The 17,056-nt window shown below is 67.3% G+C and carries 15 protein-coding genes; 10 read left to right on the top strand and 5 right to left on the bottom strand.

All coding sequences use genetic code 11. The features are described from left to right. The first annotated feature begins 57 nt into the window (after positions 1-57). Together ftsZ and lpxC are read left to right on the top strand one after the other, a co-directional pair. A complete protein-coding gene (ftsZ, locus tag FHW12_RS12975; RefSeq protein WP_182531457.1) occupies positions 58-1,233 on the top strand; it encodes a cell division protein FtsZ in 1,176 nt (391 codons plus the stop codon). Between the two features lie 289 nt (positions 1,234-1,522). Continuing rightward, entirely contained in the window at positions 1,523-2,434 is a 912-nt protein-coding gene (lpxC, locus tag FHW12_RS12970) for a UDP-3-O-acyl-N-acetylglucosamine deacetylase (RefSeq protein ID WP_182531456.1), read from the top strand. 240 nt (positions 2,435-2,674) lie between these two features. Here the strand turns inward: lpxC and FHW12_RS12965 are convergent, their stop codons facing one another. Continuing rightward, on the bottom strand, positions 2,675-3,136 hold the full coding sequence (locus FHW12_RS12965; RefSeq protein WP_182531746.1) for a DUF721 domain-containing protein: 462 nt from the start codon (positions 3,134-3,136) through the stop codon (positions 2,675-2,677). A gap of 26 nt (positions 3,137-3,162) precedes the next feature. Here FHW12_RS12965 and FHW12_RS12960 point away from each other — a divergent pair, with 26 nt between their 5' ends. The 6 genes from FHW12_RS12960 to FHW12_RS12935 all read left to right on the top strand — a co-directional run bounded on the left by FHW12_RS12960 (position 3,163) and on the right by FHW12_RS12935 (position 10,663). Beyond that, the gene (locus tag FHW12_RS12960) at positions 3,163-4,101 is read left to right on the top strand and encodes a M23 family metallopeptidase (RefSeq protein WP_182531455.1); all 939 of its coding nucleotides are present in this window, start codon (positions 3,163-3,165) and stop codon (positions 4,099-4,101) included. Between the two features lie 205 nt (positions 4,102-4,306). Next, positions 4,307-7,060 carry a preprotein translocase subunit SecA gene (secA, locus tag FHW12_RS12955; protein WP_182531454.1) on the top strand — a complete coding sequence of 918 codons (2,754 nt, stop codon included), beginning with the start codon at positions 4,307-4,309 and terminating at the stop codon, positions 7,058-7,060. A gap of 7 nt (positions 7,061-7,067) precedes the next feature. Next, complete coding sequence (locus tag FHW12_RS12950) at positions 7,068-8,009, top strand: Nudix family hydrolase (protein ID WP_182531453.1); 942 nt, start codon at positions 7,068-7,070, stop codon at positions 8,007-8,009. Positions 8,010-8,136: 127 nt separating this feature from the next. After that, entirely contained in the window at positions 8,137-9,174 is a 1,038-nt protein-coding gene (locus FHW12_RS12945; protein WP_182531452.1) for a glycosyltransferase family 2 protein, read from the top strand. Then, positions 9,171-9,782 (top strand): class I SAM-dependent methyltransferase, encoded by a 612-nt coding sequence (locus FHW12_RS12940; protein WP_182531451.1) that lies wholly within the window; start codon positions 9,171-9,173, stop codon positions 9,780-9,782. The genes FHW12_RS12945 and FHW12_RS12940 overlap by 4 nt, the downstream gene beginning before the upstream one ends. Then, the gene (locus tag FHW12_RS12935; RefSeq protein WP_182531450.1) at positions 9,767-10,663 is read left to right on the top strand and encodes a hypothetical protein; all 897 of its coding nucleotides are present in this window, start codon (positions 9,767-9,769) and stop codon (positions 10,661-10,663) included. Before FHW12_RS12940 ends, FHW12_RS12935 begins: the two co-directional genes overlap by 16 nt. A 10-nt stretch (positions 10,664-10,673) precedes the next feature. Here the strand turns inward: FHW12_RS12935 and coaE are convergent, their stop codons facing one another. The 4 genes from coaE to pilB form a co-directional block, all read right to left on the bottom strand. Further along, entirely contained in the window at positions 10,674-11,288 is a 615-nt protein-coding gene (gene coaE / locus FHW12_RS12930; RefSeq protein WP_182531449.1) for a dephospho-CoA kinase, read from the bottom strand. Between the two features lie 22 nt (positions 11,289-11,310). Then, the gene (locus FHW12_RS12925; protein WP_182531448.1) at positions 11,311-12,201 is read right to left on the bottom strand and encodes a prepilin peptidase; all 891 of its coding nucleotides are present in this window, start codon (positions 12,199-12,201) and stop codon (positions 11,311-11,313) included. Between the two features lie 73 nt (positions 12,202-12,274). Further along, positions 12,275-13,558, bottom strand: coding sequence for a type II secretion system F family protein (locus tag FHW12_RS12920; RefSeq protein WP_182531447.1), 1,284 nt, complete (start codon positions 13,556-13,558; stop codon positions 12,275-12,277). A 2-nt stretch (positions 13,559-13,560) separates the two neighbouring features. Beyond that, the gene (gene pilB, locus FHW12_RS12915; protein ID WP_182531446.1) at positions 13,561-15,273 is read right to left on the bottom strand and encodes a type IV-A pilus assembly ATPase PilB; all 1,713 of its coding nucleotides are present in this window, start codon (positions 15,271-15,273) and stop codon (positions 13,561-13,563) included. 138 nt (positions 15,274-15,411) lie between these two features. On the opposite strand from pilB, the gene FHW12_RS12910 reads away from it, so the two are divergent. After that, positions 15,412-16,266 (top strand): glycosyltransferase family 2 protein, encoded by an 855-nt coding sequence (locus FHW12_RS12910; protein ID WP_182531445.1) that lies wholly within the window; start codon positions 15,412-15,414, stop codon positions 16,264-16,266. A 33-nt stretch (positions 16,267-16,299) separates the two neighbouring features. Beyond that, positions 16,300-17,013 carry a class I SAM-dependent methyltransferase gene (locus FHW12_RS12905; RefSeq protein WP_182531444.1) on the top strand — a complete coding sequence of 238 codons (714 nt, stop codon included), beginning with the start codon at positions 16,300-16,302 and terminating at the stop codon, positions 17,011-17,013. The last annotated feature ends 43 nt before the right edge of the window (positions 17,014-17,056 follow it).

Genomic DNA, 17,056 nt, shown 5'->3' with positions numbered 1-17,056 from the left:
TCACGGACCCGGGAACGATAAGAAAACCAGGCAGTAACCACTTGCGGAGGATGGGATATGTTCGAGTTCGTCGAAAAGATGGCACCGAATGCGGTGATCAAGGTCGTCGGCGTCGGTGGTGGCGGCGGCAACGCGGTCAGCCACATGGTGCAGGCGGGTGTCGAAGGCGTCGACTTCGTGTGCGCGAACACCGACGCGCAGGCACTCAAGAGCAGCGGCGCGAAGTTCACGCTGCAGCTCGGTGCGAACGTGACCAAGGGCCTCGGCGCCGGCGCCAATCCGGAAGTCGGCCGCCAAGCCGCGCTCGAGGATCGCGAGCGCATCGTCGAGCTGCTGCAGGGCGCCGACATGGCGTTCATCACGGCCGGCATGGGCGGCGGCACCGGCACCGGCGCGGCGCCGGTGGTCGCGCAGCTCGCCAAGGAGATGGGCATCCTCACGGTGGCGGTCGTGACCAAGCCGTTCCCGTTCGAAGGGCGTCGCCGCATGCAGGTCGCGCTCAAGGGCATCGAGGACCTCGGCCAGTACTGCGATTCGCTGATCACCGTGCCGAACGAGAAGCTGCTGACCGTGCTCGGCCGCGACGTGACCTTGCTCAGCGCGTTCAAGCAGGCCAATGACGTGCTGCTCGGCGCGGTGCAGGGCATCGCCGACCTGATCACGCGTCCGGGCCTGATCAACGTCGACTTCGCCGACGTGCGCACGGTCATGTCCGAGATGGGCATGGCGATGATGGGCACGGGTACGGCGCACGGCGACGACCGCGCGGTCGCGGCGGCCGAAGCGGCGATCAACAACCCGCTGCTCGACGACGTCAACCTCGCCGGCGCATGCGGCATCCTCGTCAACGTGACCGCAGGCACCAACCTCACGATGCGCGAGTTCGACGACATCGGCCAGGTCGTGCACGAGTTCGCGAGCGAGGACGCGACGGTGGTCATCGGCACCGCGCTCGATCCGGAACTCAAGGACGACGTGCGCGTGACCGTGGTCGCCACCGGCCTCAACCGCGCGGTCGCGCGGCAGCCGTTGCGCGAGCACCGCGAGCGCGAACGCGAGGTGGTGAGTTCGCAGCGCCCGTCGATGCGCGTCGTGCGCAACGCGACGACCGGCGAGGTCGACTACCTCGGCATCCCGGGGCAGCCGATGCGCCAGGCCGTCGACCACGCGCAGCCCGAGGCGTCCGGCGACTACCTCGACATCCCGGCCTTCCTGCGCCGCCAGGCCGACTGAGCGCAGGAAACCGGCTCCCATCCGGCACGGGCGCTCGCTGGGAAGCGCGCGCACCGGCCGCAGCGGCGATGCTTCGAACACATCGCCGCCCCGGCCCCGCCATCCTGTGGCGTCAGGATGGCGGTCGCTGCCGTCGGTGAGCGACGGTGATGACGGGAATTGCCGGAGTGTGTTGCGAAAAAGCGACGGAGTGTGGGTTCCATACGTCGCTTAACTTTTCTCGCCCCCGTCGCTGTGCTAACCTCGCCGGCGTTTTGTCGGCTCCTGCCCCAGGGGGCAATACATAAAAATGATCAGACAACGCACGCTCAAAAACGTCATCAGAGCGACGGGCGTGGGTCTTCACACGGGCGACAAGGTCTACATGACGTTGCGTCCTGCGGCCGTGGACACGGGTATCGTGTTCCGCCGCGTCGACCTGCCGAACCCGGTGGACATCCGCTCCTGCTGCGAGAACGTCGGAGACACCCGTCTTTCCACCACGCTCGTGAAGGGCGACGTGCGCATTGCCACGGTCGAGCATCTGCTCTCGGCGATGGCCGGCCTCGGCATCGACAATGCCTACGTCGACCTCTCGGCGCCCGAAGTGCCGATCATGGACGGCAGCGCGGGTCCGTTCGTGTTCCTGCTGCAGTCTGCAGGCATCGAGGAGCAGTCGAAGGCCAAGCGCTTCATTCGCATCAAGAAGTCGGTCACCGTCCGCGACGGTGACAAGTGGGCCCGCTTCGAGCCGTTCGACGGCTTCAAGGTCGGCTTCTCGATCGACTTCAACCATCCGATGTTCACCAAGCGCACCTCGACCAGCGAGATCGATTTCTCGACGACGTCGTTCGTCAAGGAAGTCAGTCGCGCGCGCACCTTCGGTTTCATGCGCGACATCGAGTACCTGCGCGAGCGCAACCTCGCGCTCGGCGGATCGATGGACAACGCGATCGTGCTCGACGACTATCGGGTGCTCAACGAGGACGGCCTCCGGTACGAGGACGAGTTCGTCAAGCACAAGATCCTCGATGCGATCGGTGACCTCTACCTGCTCGGCCACAGCCTCATCGGCGCGTTCTACGGCTACAAGTCGGGCCACGAGTTGAACAACAAGCTGTTGCGCACGCTGCTCGCCGACGCGACGGCGTGGGAAGAGGTCAGCTTCGAGGACGAAAGCGCGGCACCGATCTCCTACGCTCATCCGGCACAGGCGGTCTGAAGCACGTACGTGGGCGGCGCCGGCGATTGGAAAGGCGAACCGCATCGCGAAACGTACGTCCCGCTCCCGGTAGGGTGGCGGGGCGGCCGGTACGAAAAGCCGGTTTGGTCGCGCACCGGGCGTTCCCGCTGCAGCGATCGTGACACCACGGGCCGGGAAAGGTCCGGGTGGAGCAGGACAAGAAGAAGAACAGCTTCCGCCAGGAAGCAGACAAGCGGGGAATGGGAGCCGCCCCGGCTCCTAGGAATCATCACCGGCGATGGACGCCAGTTGGAGATAGAGGGCCCTGAGTTCAGGGTCCTGGAGGGCTGTCGCTGTCGCTCGCAGGTGGCGGGTGGTGGCGGCGGAAAGCGGTTTAGGCTTTGTCGGGTCCGGGGGAACGGTCGGCAAGGGCGCCACTTTCACGGCGAAACGTTCGACGGTACCGCCCAGTGCGGTACGGGCTTCGGCCAGCAGCGCGGCTTGATGTAGGCGCAAGCGGCTCGCCCAGGTCGGACTGGACGCCAGAAAGACAATTCGGCCGTTGCGCACGTCGGCGAGACGCGTCTCGCGAGCGGTCGCGGCGGGCAAGAGGCGGCGCAGTCTTTCATCCAGCGCATCCAGTGCGCGCGCGCGATCCGCGAGCGTGCCGAGGGTGATGCACTCCGCGGCGGGCCTGGGGCCTGCGGTGGCGGACGAGGTGGGATTGCGCTTTGGCGACATGACGAACAAGAACCCGGCCGAGCAGCATGAACATCATTATCGTCCGCAATGCGCACGCCCTGCCATGGCGCATCGACCTGTCCGGCCGGCACGGCCACCTGCTGGCCGCCGCGCTCGCCACCTGTGCGTTCGTGTTGATCGGGCTCGGCGCCCTCGGTACCTGGATCTTCACCAGTCCGCGCGCGCGCGCGCTGAGTGAAGTCGCCGACATGCGCGCGACGCTCTCCGCACAGCGCGCCCAGCTCGTGACGCTGGACCAAGATTCCCATCGCAACATCGACGCACTCGCCGCCCAGCTCGGCCAGCTGCAGGCGCAGGCGACGCGACTGAATGCGCTCGGCGAGCGGCTGACCCAGGTCGGCAAGCTCGACGACGGTGAATTCGACTTCGGCGGCGATCCGGCCGTCGGCGGTCCGGAGGAGCCGGCCACCGGCGTGACGATGCCGCTGCCGCTGCAGAGTGGCATCGACAGCCTACGCGCCGAGTTCGATGGCCAGCAGGCCCAGCTCGACGTGCTCGAGAACCTCCTGCGCGACCGCAAGATCGACAACCAGCTGCTGCCGAGCGGCATGCCGGTGAACCAGGGTTACATCGCGTCCGGCTTCGGCGACCGCTCCGATCCGTTCGATGGGCACCAGGCGATCCACATGGGCGTCGACTTCGCCGCCCCGGAAGGCACGCCGGTCAACGCCGTCGCCGATGGCGTCGTCACCTACACCGGCGTGCGCGCCGGCTATGGCAACGTGGTCGAGATCGACCACGGCAATGGCTACATGACGCGCTACGCGCACAATTCCGCGATCAGCGCGACACCCGGCCAGCGCGTGCACGCGGGCCAGGCGATCGCGAGCGTCGGCTCCACCGGCCGCTCGACCGGGCCGCATTGCCATTTCGAGGTCTGGTACAACGGCCGTGCGGTCAACCCGATGGTCTACGTGAAGTCGACCCGCGCGAACCGCGCCTGACCGACGCCGCGGCACCGGGGCGGCGGTCGAAGAGGGCGGTTGAAAGCGCGTCCCGTCGCCTCAAGCTGGCGTGTATCGAGGGGCCGCCGTATCATCGGCGGTTGTTTTGTTTTTCCGCGATTCCCGTCGCGGAAGGACGGACCGGCCGTTCCCGGCCGGGCGCCATGAACCGCCTCTCATTCCCCCGTTCCGACCAAGACGACCCATGCTCAACAGTTTCCTGACGCGCATCTTCGGCAGCCGCAACGAACGCGTACTGCGCCAGCTCGGCAAGTCGGTGGCGCAGATCAATGCGCTCGAGCAGAAGTTCCAGGGGTTGTCCGACGCCGACCTGCAGGCGAAGACGGACGAGTTCCGTCGTCGCCTCGCCGAAGGCGCCACCCTCGACAGCCTGCTGCCGGAAGCGTTCGCGACCGTGCGCGAAGCCTCGCGCCGCGTGCTCGGCATGCGCCATCACGACGTCCAGCTCATCGGCGGCATGGTCCTGCACAACGGCAAGATCGCCGAAATGCGCACCGGCGAGGGCAAGACCCTCGTTGCGACCCTGCCGGTCTACCTCAACGCGCTCGAAGGCAAGGGCGTGCACGTCGTCACCGTGAACGACTACCTGGCCAAGCGCGACTCGGCCTGGATGGGGCGGATCTACACCTTCCTCGGCATGACGGTCGGCGTGGTGTGGCCCGGCATGGACCACGGCGACAAGCGCGCCGCGTACACCGCGGACATCACCTACGGCACCAACAACGAATTCGGCTTCGACTACCTGCGCGACAACATGGCGTTGTCGGCCGAGCAGCGCTACCAGCGCGGGCTCCACTACGCGATCGTCGACGAGGTCGACTCGATCCTCATCGACGAGGCGCGCACGCCGCTGATCATCTCCGGCCCGTCCGACGAGTCGCCGCAGCTGTACGTCAAGGTCAACCGCATCGTGCCGCGCATGACGCGGCAGCTGAAGGAAAGCAAGCCCGGCGATCCGCCGGAGCCCGGCGATTACTACGTCGACGAGAAGCAGAAGCAGGTGCATCTGTCCGAGGAGGGCATGGAGCACGCCGAGCAGCTGCTGCGCAAGGAAGGCATCCTCGGCGAGGAAGAAGGACTGTACGACTCGCAGCACATCGCGGTCGTGCACCACCTCAACGCGGCGCTGCGCGCGCACGCGCTGTACCAGCGCGACGTCGACTACATCGTGCGCGACGGCGAGGTCATCATCGTCGACGAGTTCACCGGCCGCACGCTGCCGGGCCGCCGCTGGTCGGACGGCCTGCACCAGGCGGTCGAGGCGAAGGAAGGCGTGCCGATCCAGCGCGAGAACCAGACGCTCGCTTCGATCACGTTCCAGAACCTGTTCCGCATGTACAAGAAGCTGTCCGGCATGACCGGTACGGCCGACACGGAAGCGTACGAATTCCAGTCGATCTACGGCCTCGAGGTCGTGGTCATCCCGACGCACCGGCCGATGGTCCGCAAGGACGAAGCCGATGTCGTGTTCCTCAAGCAGCAACCGAAGTTCGACGCCATCGTCGAGGACATCAAGGAGAGCTACGAGCGTGGCCAGCCCGTGCTCGTGGGCACCGCCTCGATCGAGATGTCGGAACTGCTCTCCGGGCTGCTGAAGAAGAAGGGCGTGCCGCACGAGGTGCTCAACGCCAAGCAGCACGAGCGTGAAGCACACATCGTCGCGCAGGCGGGCCGGCCGAAGTCGATCACGATCGCGACGAACATGGCCGGCCGCGGCACCGACATCGTGCTCGGCGGCAGCCTCGAGGCGGAGCTGCACGGGCTCGGCGAGGAAGCCACGGAGGCCGACCGCGCGCGCGTGAAGTCGGAGTGGGAGAAGCGCCACGCTGAAGTGATCGCGCTCGGCGGCCTGCGCATCGTCGGCACCGAACGCCACGAGTCGCGCCGCATCGACAACCAGCTGCGCGGCCGTTCCGGCCGCCAGGGCGACCCGGGTTCGAGCCGCTTCTACCTGTCGCTCGAGGACAACCTCATCCGCATCTTCATGGGCGAGGGCGTCGCGCGCCTGATGCGCATGTTCGGCATGAAGGAAGACGATGCGATCCAGGACCGCATGGTCAGCCGGCAGATCGAGAAGGCGCAGCGCAAGGTCGAGGCGCACAACTTCGACATCCGCAAGCATCTGCTCGAGTTCGACGACACCGCGAACGACCAGCGCAAGGTGATCTACCAGCAGCGTAACGAGCTGCTCGACAGCGCCGACGTCGCCGAGACGATCAAGATCATCCGCCAGGACGTCATCGCCGACGTCGTGCGCCGCCACGTGCCCGCCGATTCCGTCGACGAGCAATGGAAACTCGCCGGCCTCGAGACGGAACTGGCTTCCGAATTCGGCCTGCAGGCCGGCCTCAAGCCGTGGCTCGACCAGCAGGAGGACGCCGACGCGAACGACGTGCTCGAGCACGTGCAGGAGCTCGTCGATCGCCTGTTCCGCGAGAAGGAAGCAATGCTCGGCTCCGAGGTCATGCGTGGCCTCGAGAAGCACGTGATGCTGTCCGTGCTCGACAACGGCTGGAAGGAGCACCTCGCGAGCATGGACTACCTGCGCCAGGGCATCTACCTGCGCGGCTACGCGCAGAAGCAGCCGAAGCAGGAGTTCAAGCGCGAAGCGTTCGAGCTGTTCGAGGGCATGCTCGGCCGCATCAAGTTCGAGATCGTGCAGCTGCTCGCGCGCGTGCGCATCCGCAGCGAGCAGGAAGTCGAGGCGATGGAAGAGCAGCAGCGCCGCCAGGCCGAGATGCAGGCGCGCGCGATGCAGTTCCAGCACGCCGAAGCGGCCGGTTTCGCCGCCGGCGAGCAGCCGGCCGAGGCGGACGCTGCGGCGATGCCGAGCGTCGGCGCGCCGCAGCTGCGCGAGGCGCCGAAGGTCGGGCGCAACGATCCGTGTCCGTGCGGATCGGGCAAGAAGTACAAGCAGTGCCACGGCAAGCTCGTCTGAGCCTGCCGTGCCGGCTTCGGTCCACGTCGTAGCGGGCGTGTTGCGCGATGCGGGCGGCCGCGTGCTGCTCGCGCGCCGGCCGCCGGGCAAGCATCTCGCGGGCCTGTGGGAGTTTCCCGGCGGCAAATGCGACGTGGGTGAGGCGCCGGTCGACGCGCTCGCTCGCGAACTGCGCGAGGAACTCGGCGTCGTCGTCGAGTCGGCGCGGCCGCTCATCGCGGTTCCGCATCGCTATCCCGAACAGGACATCCTGCTCGACGTCTGGCAGGTTTCCGCCTGGACCGGCGTACCGCATCCGCACGAGGGACAGGCGCTCGCCTGGGTCGAGCAGGTCGCGCTCGCGCAGGTCGCAATGCCGGCGGCCGATCGTCCGGTGATCGCCGCGCTGGATCTCCCCGACCGCTACCTGATCACGCCGGCGATGGCGCCGGAAGCGCTCGAGGAACTGCTCGCCGGTATCGAGCGCGCCTGTCGCCGCGGCATGCGCCTCGTCCAGCTGCGCCAGCCGCACTGGCCGCGCGCCCGGCTCGCCGAGGCGGCGCGTGGTGCGCGCGGGATCTGCCGTGCCCATGGCGCGCGCCTGCTGCTCAACGGCGATGTGCAGCTCGCGATGGTGCTCGGCCTCGACGGCGCGCACCTGCCCGCACGCGTGGCCGCCGAGCTCATCCAGCGACCGCTGCCGGCCGATCGCTGGCTCGGCGTGTCCTGCCACGATGCGGCCGAACTGCTGCACGCGGTGCGCATCGGAGCCGATTTCGCGACACTGTCGCCGATCTTCCCCACGCCCGACCACGAGGCACCGACGCTCGGCTGGGAGCGCTTCGCCGACCTCGTCGCGCACGCGCCGATGCCCGTGTACGCGCTCGGCGGCATGGAGGGCGAGGACATCGACGCCGCATGGATGGCGGGCGCGCAGGGCATTGCCGCGATCCGCGGCCTGTGGACTTGACGCGACCGGAGCCGGACGGGGTTCCGTGACACCCTGCCCATCGATTGCTAGATTCGCGGAAGATCAGGTCCGGCCATGGACGACGCCTCCGACCGCACGCCGCCCGAGACCGACAGGATTTGAACCGATGCCCGAACAGCCGATCCGGGAACAGGAACCTCCCGCAGGCGCTGCCGCCGTACGCCGTCGCCCGGCGAAATTGATCGTGCAGGTGCCGTGCTTCAACGAGCGCGAATCGCTGCCGCACTCGATTCCGCAGTTGCCGCGCAGCGTACCCGGCTTCGATCGCGTCGAGTGGCTCGTCGTCGACGATGGCTCGATCGACGGCACCGCCGACATCGCGAAGGCGCTGGGCGTCGATCATGTCGTGCGCCATCCGGTGAATCGCGGCCTCGCCGCCGCTTTCATGACGGGTCTGGAGGCGGCGGTCGCTCTCGGCGCTGATGTCATCGTCAACACCGATGCGGACAACCAGTACGACGCGCGCGACATCGAGACTCTGGTGCGGCCGATCGTCGAGGGCCGTGCCGAAATGGTCGTCGGTGCACGGCCGATCACCGACACCGAGCACTTCTCCTGGGTCAAGAAGCGCTTGCAGCTGCTCGGCAGCTGGGTCGTGCGTGCGGCGAGCCGGACGCAGGTCGCCGACGCGCCGAGCGGCTTCCGCGCGTTCACGCGCGAGGCGGCGCAGCGATTGAACGTATTCAGCTCGTACACCTACACGCTCGAGACGATCATCCAGGCAGGGCAGAGCAATATCCGTGTGCTCTCGGTTCCGGTGAGAACCAATCCGGACCTGCGCCCGTCGCGGCTCGTGAAAAGCATGGGCCGTTACGTGTGGCGCTCGGCCGCGACGATCGTGCGCATCTTCGCCACCTATCGCCCGCTCGCGTTCTTCGGCCTGCTGTCCTCCTTCTTCCTGATGGTCGGCGCGCTCCTCGGCACGTGGTACGTGTTCCACATGCTGATCGGCGAGGGCACGGGTCACGTGCAGTCCGCGGTGCTCGCCGCCGCGTCGGTCACGATCGGCTTCCTGCTGTTCATGCTCGGCTTCATCGCCGATCTCGCGTCGGTGAACCGCCGCCTGCTCGAGGGCATCGACTGGCGTCTGCGTCAGGTCGAGGCGGACGTGCGGCGCTCGCGCGAGCAAGGGCCGCGCGCATGAGCCCGGCTGCGCAGCCCGCCGGCAACTACTACGACAAGTACCGCACCGCGAATCCGATCGCCCGCCGCCTCATGCGCGGTTTCCTCGATGCATTCGACGCGCTGGTCGAACAGGTGCCCGTGTCGAACGCGCTCGAGATCGGCTGCGGCGAAGGCGAGCTGTCGATCCGCCTCGCGCAGCGCGGATTCCGCGTTCGCGGTTGCGACATCTCGGCGGATATCGTCGAAGAGGCGCGCCGTCGCGCGCGCGCCGCGCAGGTCGATGCGGCGTTCTGGCGGCAGTCGATCGAATCGATCGACGTGGGAGCCGAAGCCGCGCCGCTGGTCGTCTGTTGCGAGGTCCTCGAGCATGTCGACGATCCCGTACGCGCGGTCGACGTGCTCGCCGATCTTGCTCGCCCCTACCTGGTCGCCAGCGTGCCGCGCGAGCCGGTCTGGCGCATGCTCAACATGGCGCGCGGGAAGTATCTCGGTGCACTCGGCAACACGCCCGGACACGTCAACCACTGGGGGCGCAACGCATTCCTGCAGTTGATGGCGCGTCGCTTCGACGTTCTGCAGGTGCGGTCGCCGCTACCCTGGACGATGGTGCTGTGCCGGCGCCGGTGAGCCCGTGGTGGCGTGCCGCGAATGTCGCCGGCACGCTGCTCTGCCTGGTTGCGATCGCCTTCCTGGTGCAGCGCGGTTACACGCTCGGCGATTCGCTCGGCGACGGGCTCGCGCGAATCGGCGCGCGTGCGCTGCTACTCGCGTGCGCGTGCTATGCGGCGGCGGCGGCGCTGCTCGGGCTGGCCTGGGTGACCCTCGTGCGCGTCGCCTCGGGCGCGCAGCCGGAGGCGACACCGCTCTTCGCCTCGCACCTGCGATCGCAGCTTGCGAAATACTTGCCCGGCAATGTGTTCCACCTCGCCTATCGGCACGTCACCGCGCGCCGGGCGGGCGTCGGCCACGCACCGCTCGCGCTCGCATTGGGCATGGAGTCGGCGTTGCTGATCGCGAGCGCGGCGGTGTTCTCGATGGGCGTCGTGACCGACGCGCGCGTCGCGGCCGTGGCACCGTGGGCGCACGGGTTCGCCTGGGTAGGGCCGCTGTTGCCGCTCGCGGCCGCGCTTGCCGCGTCGATCCATGCGCGGCATGTGGGCGGAGCCGCCGCAATGCCACGCGTGCTGCGCGCCGTCCTCTTCGTGCTGGCGATCGACTTTTCATTCTTCGTGCTGGCGACGGCGGCGTTGCGCAGCCTGGGCGCCGGCGCTGCCGGATTGCCCATCGCGAGCTGGTGCGGATGGCTCGCACTCGCGTGGCTCCTCGGCTACGTGATGCCGGGCGCGCCGGCGGGCGTGGGCGTGCGTGAAACCGTGCTCGTGATCGGCCTCGGACCCGCGCTCGGCGAAGCGGACGCGCTCGTCCTCGCGCTCGCCTACCGTTTCGTCACCATCGTGGTGGATGCCTTGTCCGCGGGCGTCGGTTTCCTGCTGCGCGAGCGGACCTGAGTCGTCGCCGTCAATTGACGCTCGCGGTCTCGGACATCGCGAGATAGCGTGCGTGCAGGGCGCCGACCGCATCGCCGAGATCGGCGAGGCTGCGGTCGTTCTCGATCACGTCGTCGGCGATGGCGAGGCGCTGCTCGCGCGAAGCCTGCGCGGCGAGCATCGCGTCTGCCGTCGCCGGCGAGACCGCGTCGCGCGCGAGCAGGCGCGCGAGCTGTACCTCGCGCGGGACATCGACGACGAGCACGCGGTCGACCCATGCGTACTGCTCGGCGTTCTCCGCCAGCAGCGGCACGACGATCATCGCGTAGGTGCCGCATGGCGCGGACGCCCGCTGGCGCAGCGCATCGCGTATGCGCGGATGCAGGATGCCTTCGAGTCGGTGCCGCGCGGTCGCGTCGGCGAACACGCGCTCGCGCAAGGCGCGGCGGTCGAGCGCGCCTGCGACATCGAGGATGCGCGTGCCGAATGCGGTGACGATCTCCTGCAGGGCGGGGCGGCCGGGCTCGACGAGTTCGCGCGCGACGACGTCCGCGTCGATCACGTTCGCGCCGAGCGCCGCGAATCGCGTAGCGGCGGCGGATTTGCCGCTCGCGACGCCGCCGGTGAGTGCGACGGTGAACGTCATGGATCCGTTCGCGCCAGAATCGTCAGGCCAGGCCGAACAGCCTGGAGTACGCCTCGCCGAGATCGCGGCCGAACACGAACCAGATCCAGCCGGCGGCAGCGATGAACGGGCCGAACGGAATCGGCGTGCTGCGGTCGCGACCTTGCGCGGCGAGCGCGATGCCACCGACCAGCGCACCGGTCAGCGAAGACAGCAGCACGATCGGCAGCAGGCTCGACGCGCCCATCCACGCGCCGAGTGCGGCGAGCAGTTTGAAATCGCCGTAGCCCATCCCTTCCTTGCCGGTGCCGAGCTTGAACAGCCAGAACACGGACCAGAGGCTGAGGTAACCGATCGCGGCACCGACGATCGCCGCCGGCGGATCGACGAACAGCGGCACGAGCGCGGCGAGCAGGCCGAGCCAAAGCAGCGGCAAGGTGAGCTGGTCGGGCAGCAGCTGCGTGCGCACGTCGATGCCGGACGCGGCGACGAGGATCCAGGTGAACGCGAGCGCCGCGGCGAGCGGAAGTCCGAAGCCGAAGCGCCAGGCGACGGTCGCGGACGCAAGTGCGGTGAGCAGTTCGACCAGCGGGTACTGCCACGAGATCGATGTGCCGCAGTATCGGCAGCGCCCGCGCAATGCGAGCCAGCTCAACAGTGGAATGTTGTCCAGCGGCGACAGCGGGTGCTTGCACTGCGGGCAGTGCGAACCGGTGAAGACGAGGTCGGGGGGCGCTGCTTCCGCGCCGTCGGCCGTCTCCGCAGGGACGACGTCCGTCGACAGGATCTCGCGCGCCTGCTGCTTCCAGTCGTGCTCGAGGCGTCGCGGCAGCCGCAGGATGACCACGTTGAGGAAGCTGCCAACCAGCAGGCCGAGCAGCCCCGTCAGGGGGATCAGAACTGCGGGAGCATGGAACCAGCCGAGATCGTTCATCGTGGTAGCGTGGCGCGCCGGCGGACGGCGACTCCGGTCGCGCGTCCGTCCATCGCCGCTTCGATTCTCCGGATCAGCCGACCACCGCGCCGAGCTTGAAGATTGGCAGGTACATGCCGATGACCATGCTGCCGACGAGCGTGCCGATGACCACCATGATGAGCGGCTCGAGCAGGCTCGACAGCGCGTCGACGGCGTTGTTGACTTCCGTCTCGTAGAACTCGGCGATCTTGAACAGCATGGCGTCGAGCGCGCCGGCTTCCTCGCCGATCGCGACCATCTGCGTGACCATGTTCGGGAACAGGTTGGTCTGCCGCATCGCGAGCTGCAACTGGTGGCCTACTGCGACGTCCTCGCGGATGCGTCGGACCGCTTCGTTGTAGACGACGCTGCCGGTCGCGTTGCCGACCGAGTCGAGCGCCTCGACCAGCGGCACGCCCGCCTTGAACGTCACGCCGAGCGTGCGCGCGAAACGCGCGATTGCCGACTGCCGCAGGATCTCGCCGACGATCGGGATCCTCAGCAGGCTTCTGCCGACGAAATGGGCGAACTTCTCCGATCGCTTGTAGAGCATGATGATGCCGACGATCGTGCCGACGAAGATGCCGAGCACGATGTACCAGTAGGACACCATGAAACGCGAGATATTGATGAGCATCTGCGTGAATGCGGGCAGGTCCGCGCCCATGCCCTTGAACACTTCCTCGAACTGCGGAATCACGAAGATCAGCAGGATGCAGGAAACGATGATCGCGACCGCGAAGATCGCCGCCGGGTAGAACATCGCCTTCTTGATCTTGCCCTTGATGTTCTCGATGTTTTCCTTGTAGGTCGCGATCGTGTCGAGCACGGTGTCGAGCACGCCCGCCGATTCGCCGGCCTTGACGAGGTTCACGAACAGTTCGTCGAAATGCAGCGGGTACTTGTTGAGCGCCTCGTGCAGTGCCGAGCCGCCTTCGATCTCGGTCTTGATGTCGGTGAGCATGTCCTTCATGCGCGGATTGCTCTGGCCGCCCGCGACGATCTCGAAGCCCTGCACCATCGGCACGCCCGCGGCCATCATCGTCGCGAGCTGGCGGCTGAACACCGCGATGTCGCGACCCTTGATCGCCTTGCCGGCCTTGCCGAACAGCGGTTTGGGCTTGGCCTTGACGACCTGGGGATTGATGCCCTGCTTGCGCAGGTCGGCCTTCACCAGGTTGGCGTTCTTGCTGACTTGCTCGCCCTTGATCTTGATGCCGCGCTTGTCGATGCCGACCCAGGTGAAGGTCTGCATGTCGCTGACCTGCGCGCGGGCCTTGCCGCGCTGGGTGGCGGCGGCTTTTGCCTTGAGGGCTGCGGCGGTTGCTGTGGCCATGGTTAATCCTTGGTGACGCGGTTGATTTCGGCGAGGCTGACGAGGCCCTGCTTGGCCTTGAGCAATGCCGATTGGCGCAGGTCGCGAATGCCGACGCGACGCGCTTCCTCGGCGATCTGCAGTGCGCTGCCGCCGGCGAGGATGATCTTCTGGATCGCCTCGGACATCGGCATCACCTGATAGATGCCGGTGCGGCCCTTGTAGCCGTCATTGCAGCCCGAACAGCCGCCGGCATCGAACAACTGCATGCCGGAGTCGATGTCGGCCTGGGTGAAGCCTTCCGCGAGCAAGGCGGCGGGTGGCAGCACCAGCGGCTTCTTGCAGTCGTGCAGCCGGCGTGCGAGACGCTGTGCGATCACGAGTGACACGGACGAAGTGATGTTGTACGGGGCGATGCCCATGTTCATGAGGCGCGAGATCGTCTGCGCCGCATCGTTGGTGTGCAGCGTCGACAGCACCATGTGACCGGTCTGGGCGGCCTTGATCGCGATCTCCGCGGTTTCGAGGTCGCGGATTTCGCCGACCATGATCACGTCCGGGTCTTGGCGCAGGAACGAGCGCAGCGCGGCGGCGAACGTCATGCCGCGCTTGGTGTTCTGCTGCACCTGGTTCACGCCCGGAAGGCGGATTTCCACCGGATCCTCGACCGTCGAGATGTTGCGTCCTTCGGTGTTGAGGATGTTCAGCGCGGTGTAGAGCGAAACCGTCTTGCCGGAACCGGTCGGGCCGGTCACGAGCACCATGCCGTACGGCTTGTCGATCGCGTCGAGGAACAGCTTCTGCTGGTCTTCTTCGTAGCCTAGCTTCTCGATGCCCATCTTCGCGGCGGAAGCATCGAGGATACGCAGCACGATCTTCTCGCCGAACAACGTCGGGCAGGTGCTGACGCGGAAGTCGACCGCCTTGGTCTTGGACAGGTTGAGCTTGATGCGGCCGTCCTGCGGTACGCGCTTTTCCGCGATGTCCAGGCCGCTCATGACCTTGAGGCGCGAGGAGATTCGCGGGCTCAGCTTTGGCGGCGGCGACGCCACCGCGCGCAGCATGCCGTCCATGCGGTAACGCACGCGGTAGGCGGTTTCGTACGGCTCGAAATGGATGTCCGAGGCGCCGCGCTTGATCGCGTCGACGAGCACCTTGTTGACGAACTTGACGACCGGCGCATCGTCGCCGCCGGTCGCGTCGACACCGGTCTGTTCGTCGTCGTCGACCGCGCCGAGCTCGAGGTTCTCGAGTCCTTCCGCATCACCGATGTCGGTGATGTTCTGGTTGGCGTTCGTCTGCGCCTGCTCGATCGCGCGCTCGAGCACGCCGTCCTCGACGAGGATCGGTTCGATCAGGTGGTTCGACTGGAACTTGATCTCGTCGAGCGCGCGCAGGTTGGTCGGATCCGCGACGCCGACGAACAGGCGATTGCCGCGCTTGAACAGCGGCAACGCCTTGTGCTTCGTGATGAGTTCTTCCTTGACGATGTTCAGCGGAAGCTGGCCGAGGTCGAGCGAGGTGATGTCGAGCAGCGGCATGCCGAACTCGGCCGAGGCCGCCATCGCAACCTGCCGGCCTTGCGCGAGGCCGTTCTCGACGAGCCACGCGCCGATCGGAATCTTCGCCTTCGCGGCGTCCTCGACCGCCTTGCGCGCATCGTTCTCGGCAAGGGCACCCTCGGAAACCAGCCGCCTTGCGATGCCGGAGAGGCCCGCCAACGGTGGCGTATTCATCTGGGTCGCCATAGAAATGCCGTGCAAGTCCCCGTTATCTAAAGCTGAATCTACCCCAAATGCATTGCCGAAAGAACTCCCTGCCGGCAGTATAGGGAGGCAGCTCACATAAAATCATGCCTTTAGGCCGGGGAGGCCATGCTCAGCATCATCCTGCCGGCGAAGAACGAGGCGGCGGCCCTGGCCGACCTTCTTCCGCGCCTGCGCTCCACCTGGCCGGACGCCGAGATCATCGTCGTCGACGACGGATCCACGGACGACACGGCGCGGATCTGCGGCGATGCCGGCGTGCGCACGGTCCGCCAGGCGTATTCGATGGGGAATGGCGCGGCGATCAAGCGCGGTGCGCGCGAGGCGCGCGGCGATGTCCTCGTCTTCATGGATGCGGACGGCCAGCACGACCCGGCGCTCATCGGGCGCCTGCTCGACCGCTTCGACGAAGGGTTCGACATGGTCGTCGGAGCGCGTGACTGGTCGGGCCAGGCCGGCGTCGGCCGCGGCGTCGCCAACACGTTCTACAACTGGCTCGCCACGCGCATGACCGGATTCGCCGTGAGGGATCTCACCTCGGGGTTCCGCGCCGTGCGCGCGGACAAGTTCCGCGAGTTCCTGCACCTGCTGCCGAACGGATTTTCTTACCCCACGACCTGCACGATGGCGTTCTTCCGCAGCGCCTATGCCGTCGCCTACGAGCCGGTGCCGGTGGCACAGCGCATCGGCAGGAGCCACATCCGACCGTTGCGCGACGGCGTGCGATTCCTGCTGATCATCTTCAAGATCGCGACGCTGTACTCGCCGCTGAAGTTGTTCGCGCCCGCGAGCGCGCTGTTCTTCCTGCTCGGCCTTGGCCACTACGCGTACACGTTCGCGACGGCGCACCGGCTCACGAACATGAGCGTGCTCCTGTTCAGCGCGTCGGTCATCGTGTTCCTCATCGGGCTGATTTCGGAACAGATCACCGCGCTGACCTACCGGCGCGACGATCGTGGCTAGCGCACTCGCATCGCAGCCCGCCGGGACGAGCCGATGAACCTGCGCAGCCTGGCGTCGAAAGTTCGGCGGACGCCATTGCACCCGCAGTGGCTGCTCGGCGGCGAAGCGATCGCGGGGGAATGGGTGCGCGACCACGCACGCGGCCGTGTACTCGACGTCGGCTGCGCCAGCCGCTGGATCGAGCGCTGGCTGGCGCCGGGCTGCAGCTACGTCGGCCTGGACTATCCGACGACCGGACGGGACCTGTACAGGGCCCGCCCAGAGGTATTCGCCGATGCCAGCGCACTACCGTTGCAGGACGCGACCTTCGATACGGTCGTGCTGCTCGAGGTGCTCGAGCACTTGCGGCGCCCGCGCGAAGCATTGTGCGAAGCGGCACGCGTGGTGCGTCCGCAAGGGAAGGTGCTGCTGAGCCTGCCGTTCCTCTACCCGGTGCACGACGCGCCGCACGACTACCAGCGATTGACTGTGCATGGCCTGATTCGCGACGTCGAAGCGGCGGGCCTGAAAGTCGAGCGCGTGACGCCCGCGCTCGGCTCGCTGGAAACCGCAGGCCTGATGGCGTGCCTGGCCCTGGGCGGCGCAGCCGCGTCGCTCATCGAGCGGCGCGACCTGCGCCTCGTGCTGCTGCCCGTGCTCGCGCTCGCCATACCGCTCGTCAATTCCACGGCGTGGATCGCCGCGCGCCTGCTGCCGTCATGGGATGCTATGACCGCAGGCTATCGCCTGTCGGCAACGCGCCCCTGACGACCGAGCAAGCAGGAAGATGGAAGCCATGAATCGCGGATAC

The organism is Dokdonella fugitiva, assembly GCF_014138265.1.
Taxonomy (GTDB): Bacteria; Pseudomonadota; Gammaproteobacteria; order Xanthomonadales; family Rhodanobacteraceae; genus Dokdonella_A; species Dokdonella_A fugitiva_A.
This window is presented reverse-complemented; position numbering and strand designations above follow the sequence as displayed.

What these genes read in the sequence shown, in the direction of transcription:
- ftsZ (WP_182531457.1), top strand. Translation starts at nt 58, where the DNA reads ATGTTCGAGTTCGTCGAAAAGATGGCACCGAATGCGGTGATCAAGGTC.
- lpxC (WP_182531456.1), top strand. Translation starts at nt 1,523, where the DNA reads ATGATCAGACAACGCACGCTCAAAAACGTCATCAGAGCGACGGGCGTG.
- FHW12_RS12965 (WP_182531746.1), bottom strand. Translation starts at nt 3,136, where the DNA reads ATGTCGCCAAAGCGCAATCCCACCTCGTCCGCCACCGCAGGCCCCAGG.
- FHW12_RS12960 (WP_182531455.1), top strand. Translation starts at nt 3,163, where the DNA reads ATGAACATCATTATCGTCCGCAATGCGCACGCCCTGCCATGGCGCATC.
- secA (WP_182531454.1), top strand. Translation starts at nt 4,307, where the DNA reads ATGCTCAACAGTTTCCTGACGCGCATCTTCGGCAGCCGCAACGAACGC.
- FHW12_RS12945 (WP_182531452.1), top strand. Translation starts at nt 8,137, where the DNA reads ATGCCCGAACAGCCGATCCGGGAACAGGAACCTCCCGCAGGCGCTGCC.
- FHW12_RS12940 (WP_182531451.1), top strand. Translation starts at nt 9,171, where the DNA reads ATGAGCCCGGCTGCGCAGCCCGCCGGCAACTACTACGACAAGTACCGC.
- coaE (WP_182531449.1), bottom strand. Translation starts at nt 11,288, where the DNA reads ATGACGTTCACCGTCGCACTCACCGGCGGCGTCGCGAGCGGCAAATCC.
- FHW12_RS12925 (WP_182531448.1), bottom strand. Translation starts at nt 12,201, where the DNA reads ATGAACGATCTCGGCTGGTTCCATGCTCCCGCAGTTCTGATCCCCCTG.
- FHW12_RS12920 (WP_182531447.1), bottom strand. Translation starts at nt 13,558, where the DNA reads ATGGCCACAGCAACCGCCGCAGCCCTCAAGGCAAAAGCCGCCGCCACC.
- pilB (WP_182531446.1), bottom strand. Translation starts at nt 15,273, where the DNA reads ATGAATACGCCACCGTTGGCGGGCCTCTCCGGCATCGCAAGGCGGCTG.
- FHW12_RS12910 (WP_182531445.1), top strand. Translation starts at nt 15,412, where the DNA reads ATGCTCAGCATCATCCTGCCGGCGAAGAACGAGGCGGCGGCCCTGGCC.
- FHW12_RS12905 (WP_182531444.1), top strand. Translation starts at nt 16,300, where the DNA reads ATGAACCTGCGCAGCCTGGCGTCGAAAGTTCGGCGGACGCCATTGCAC.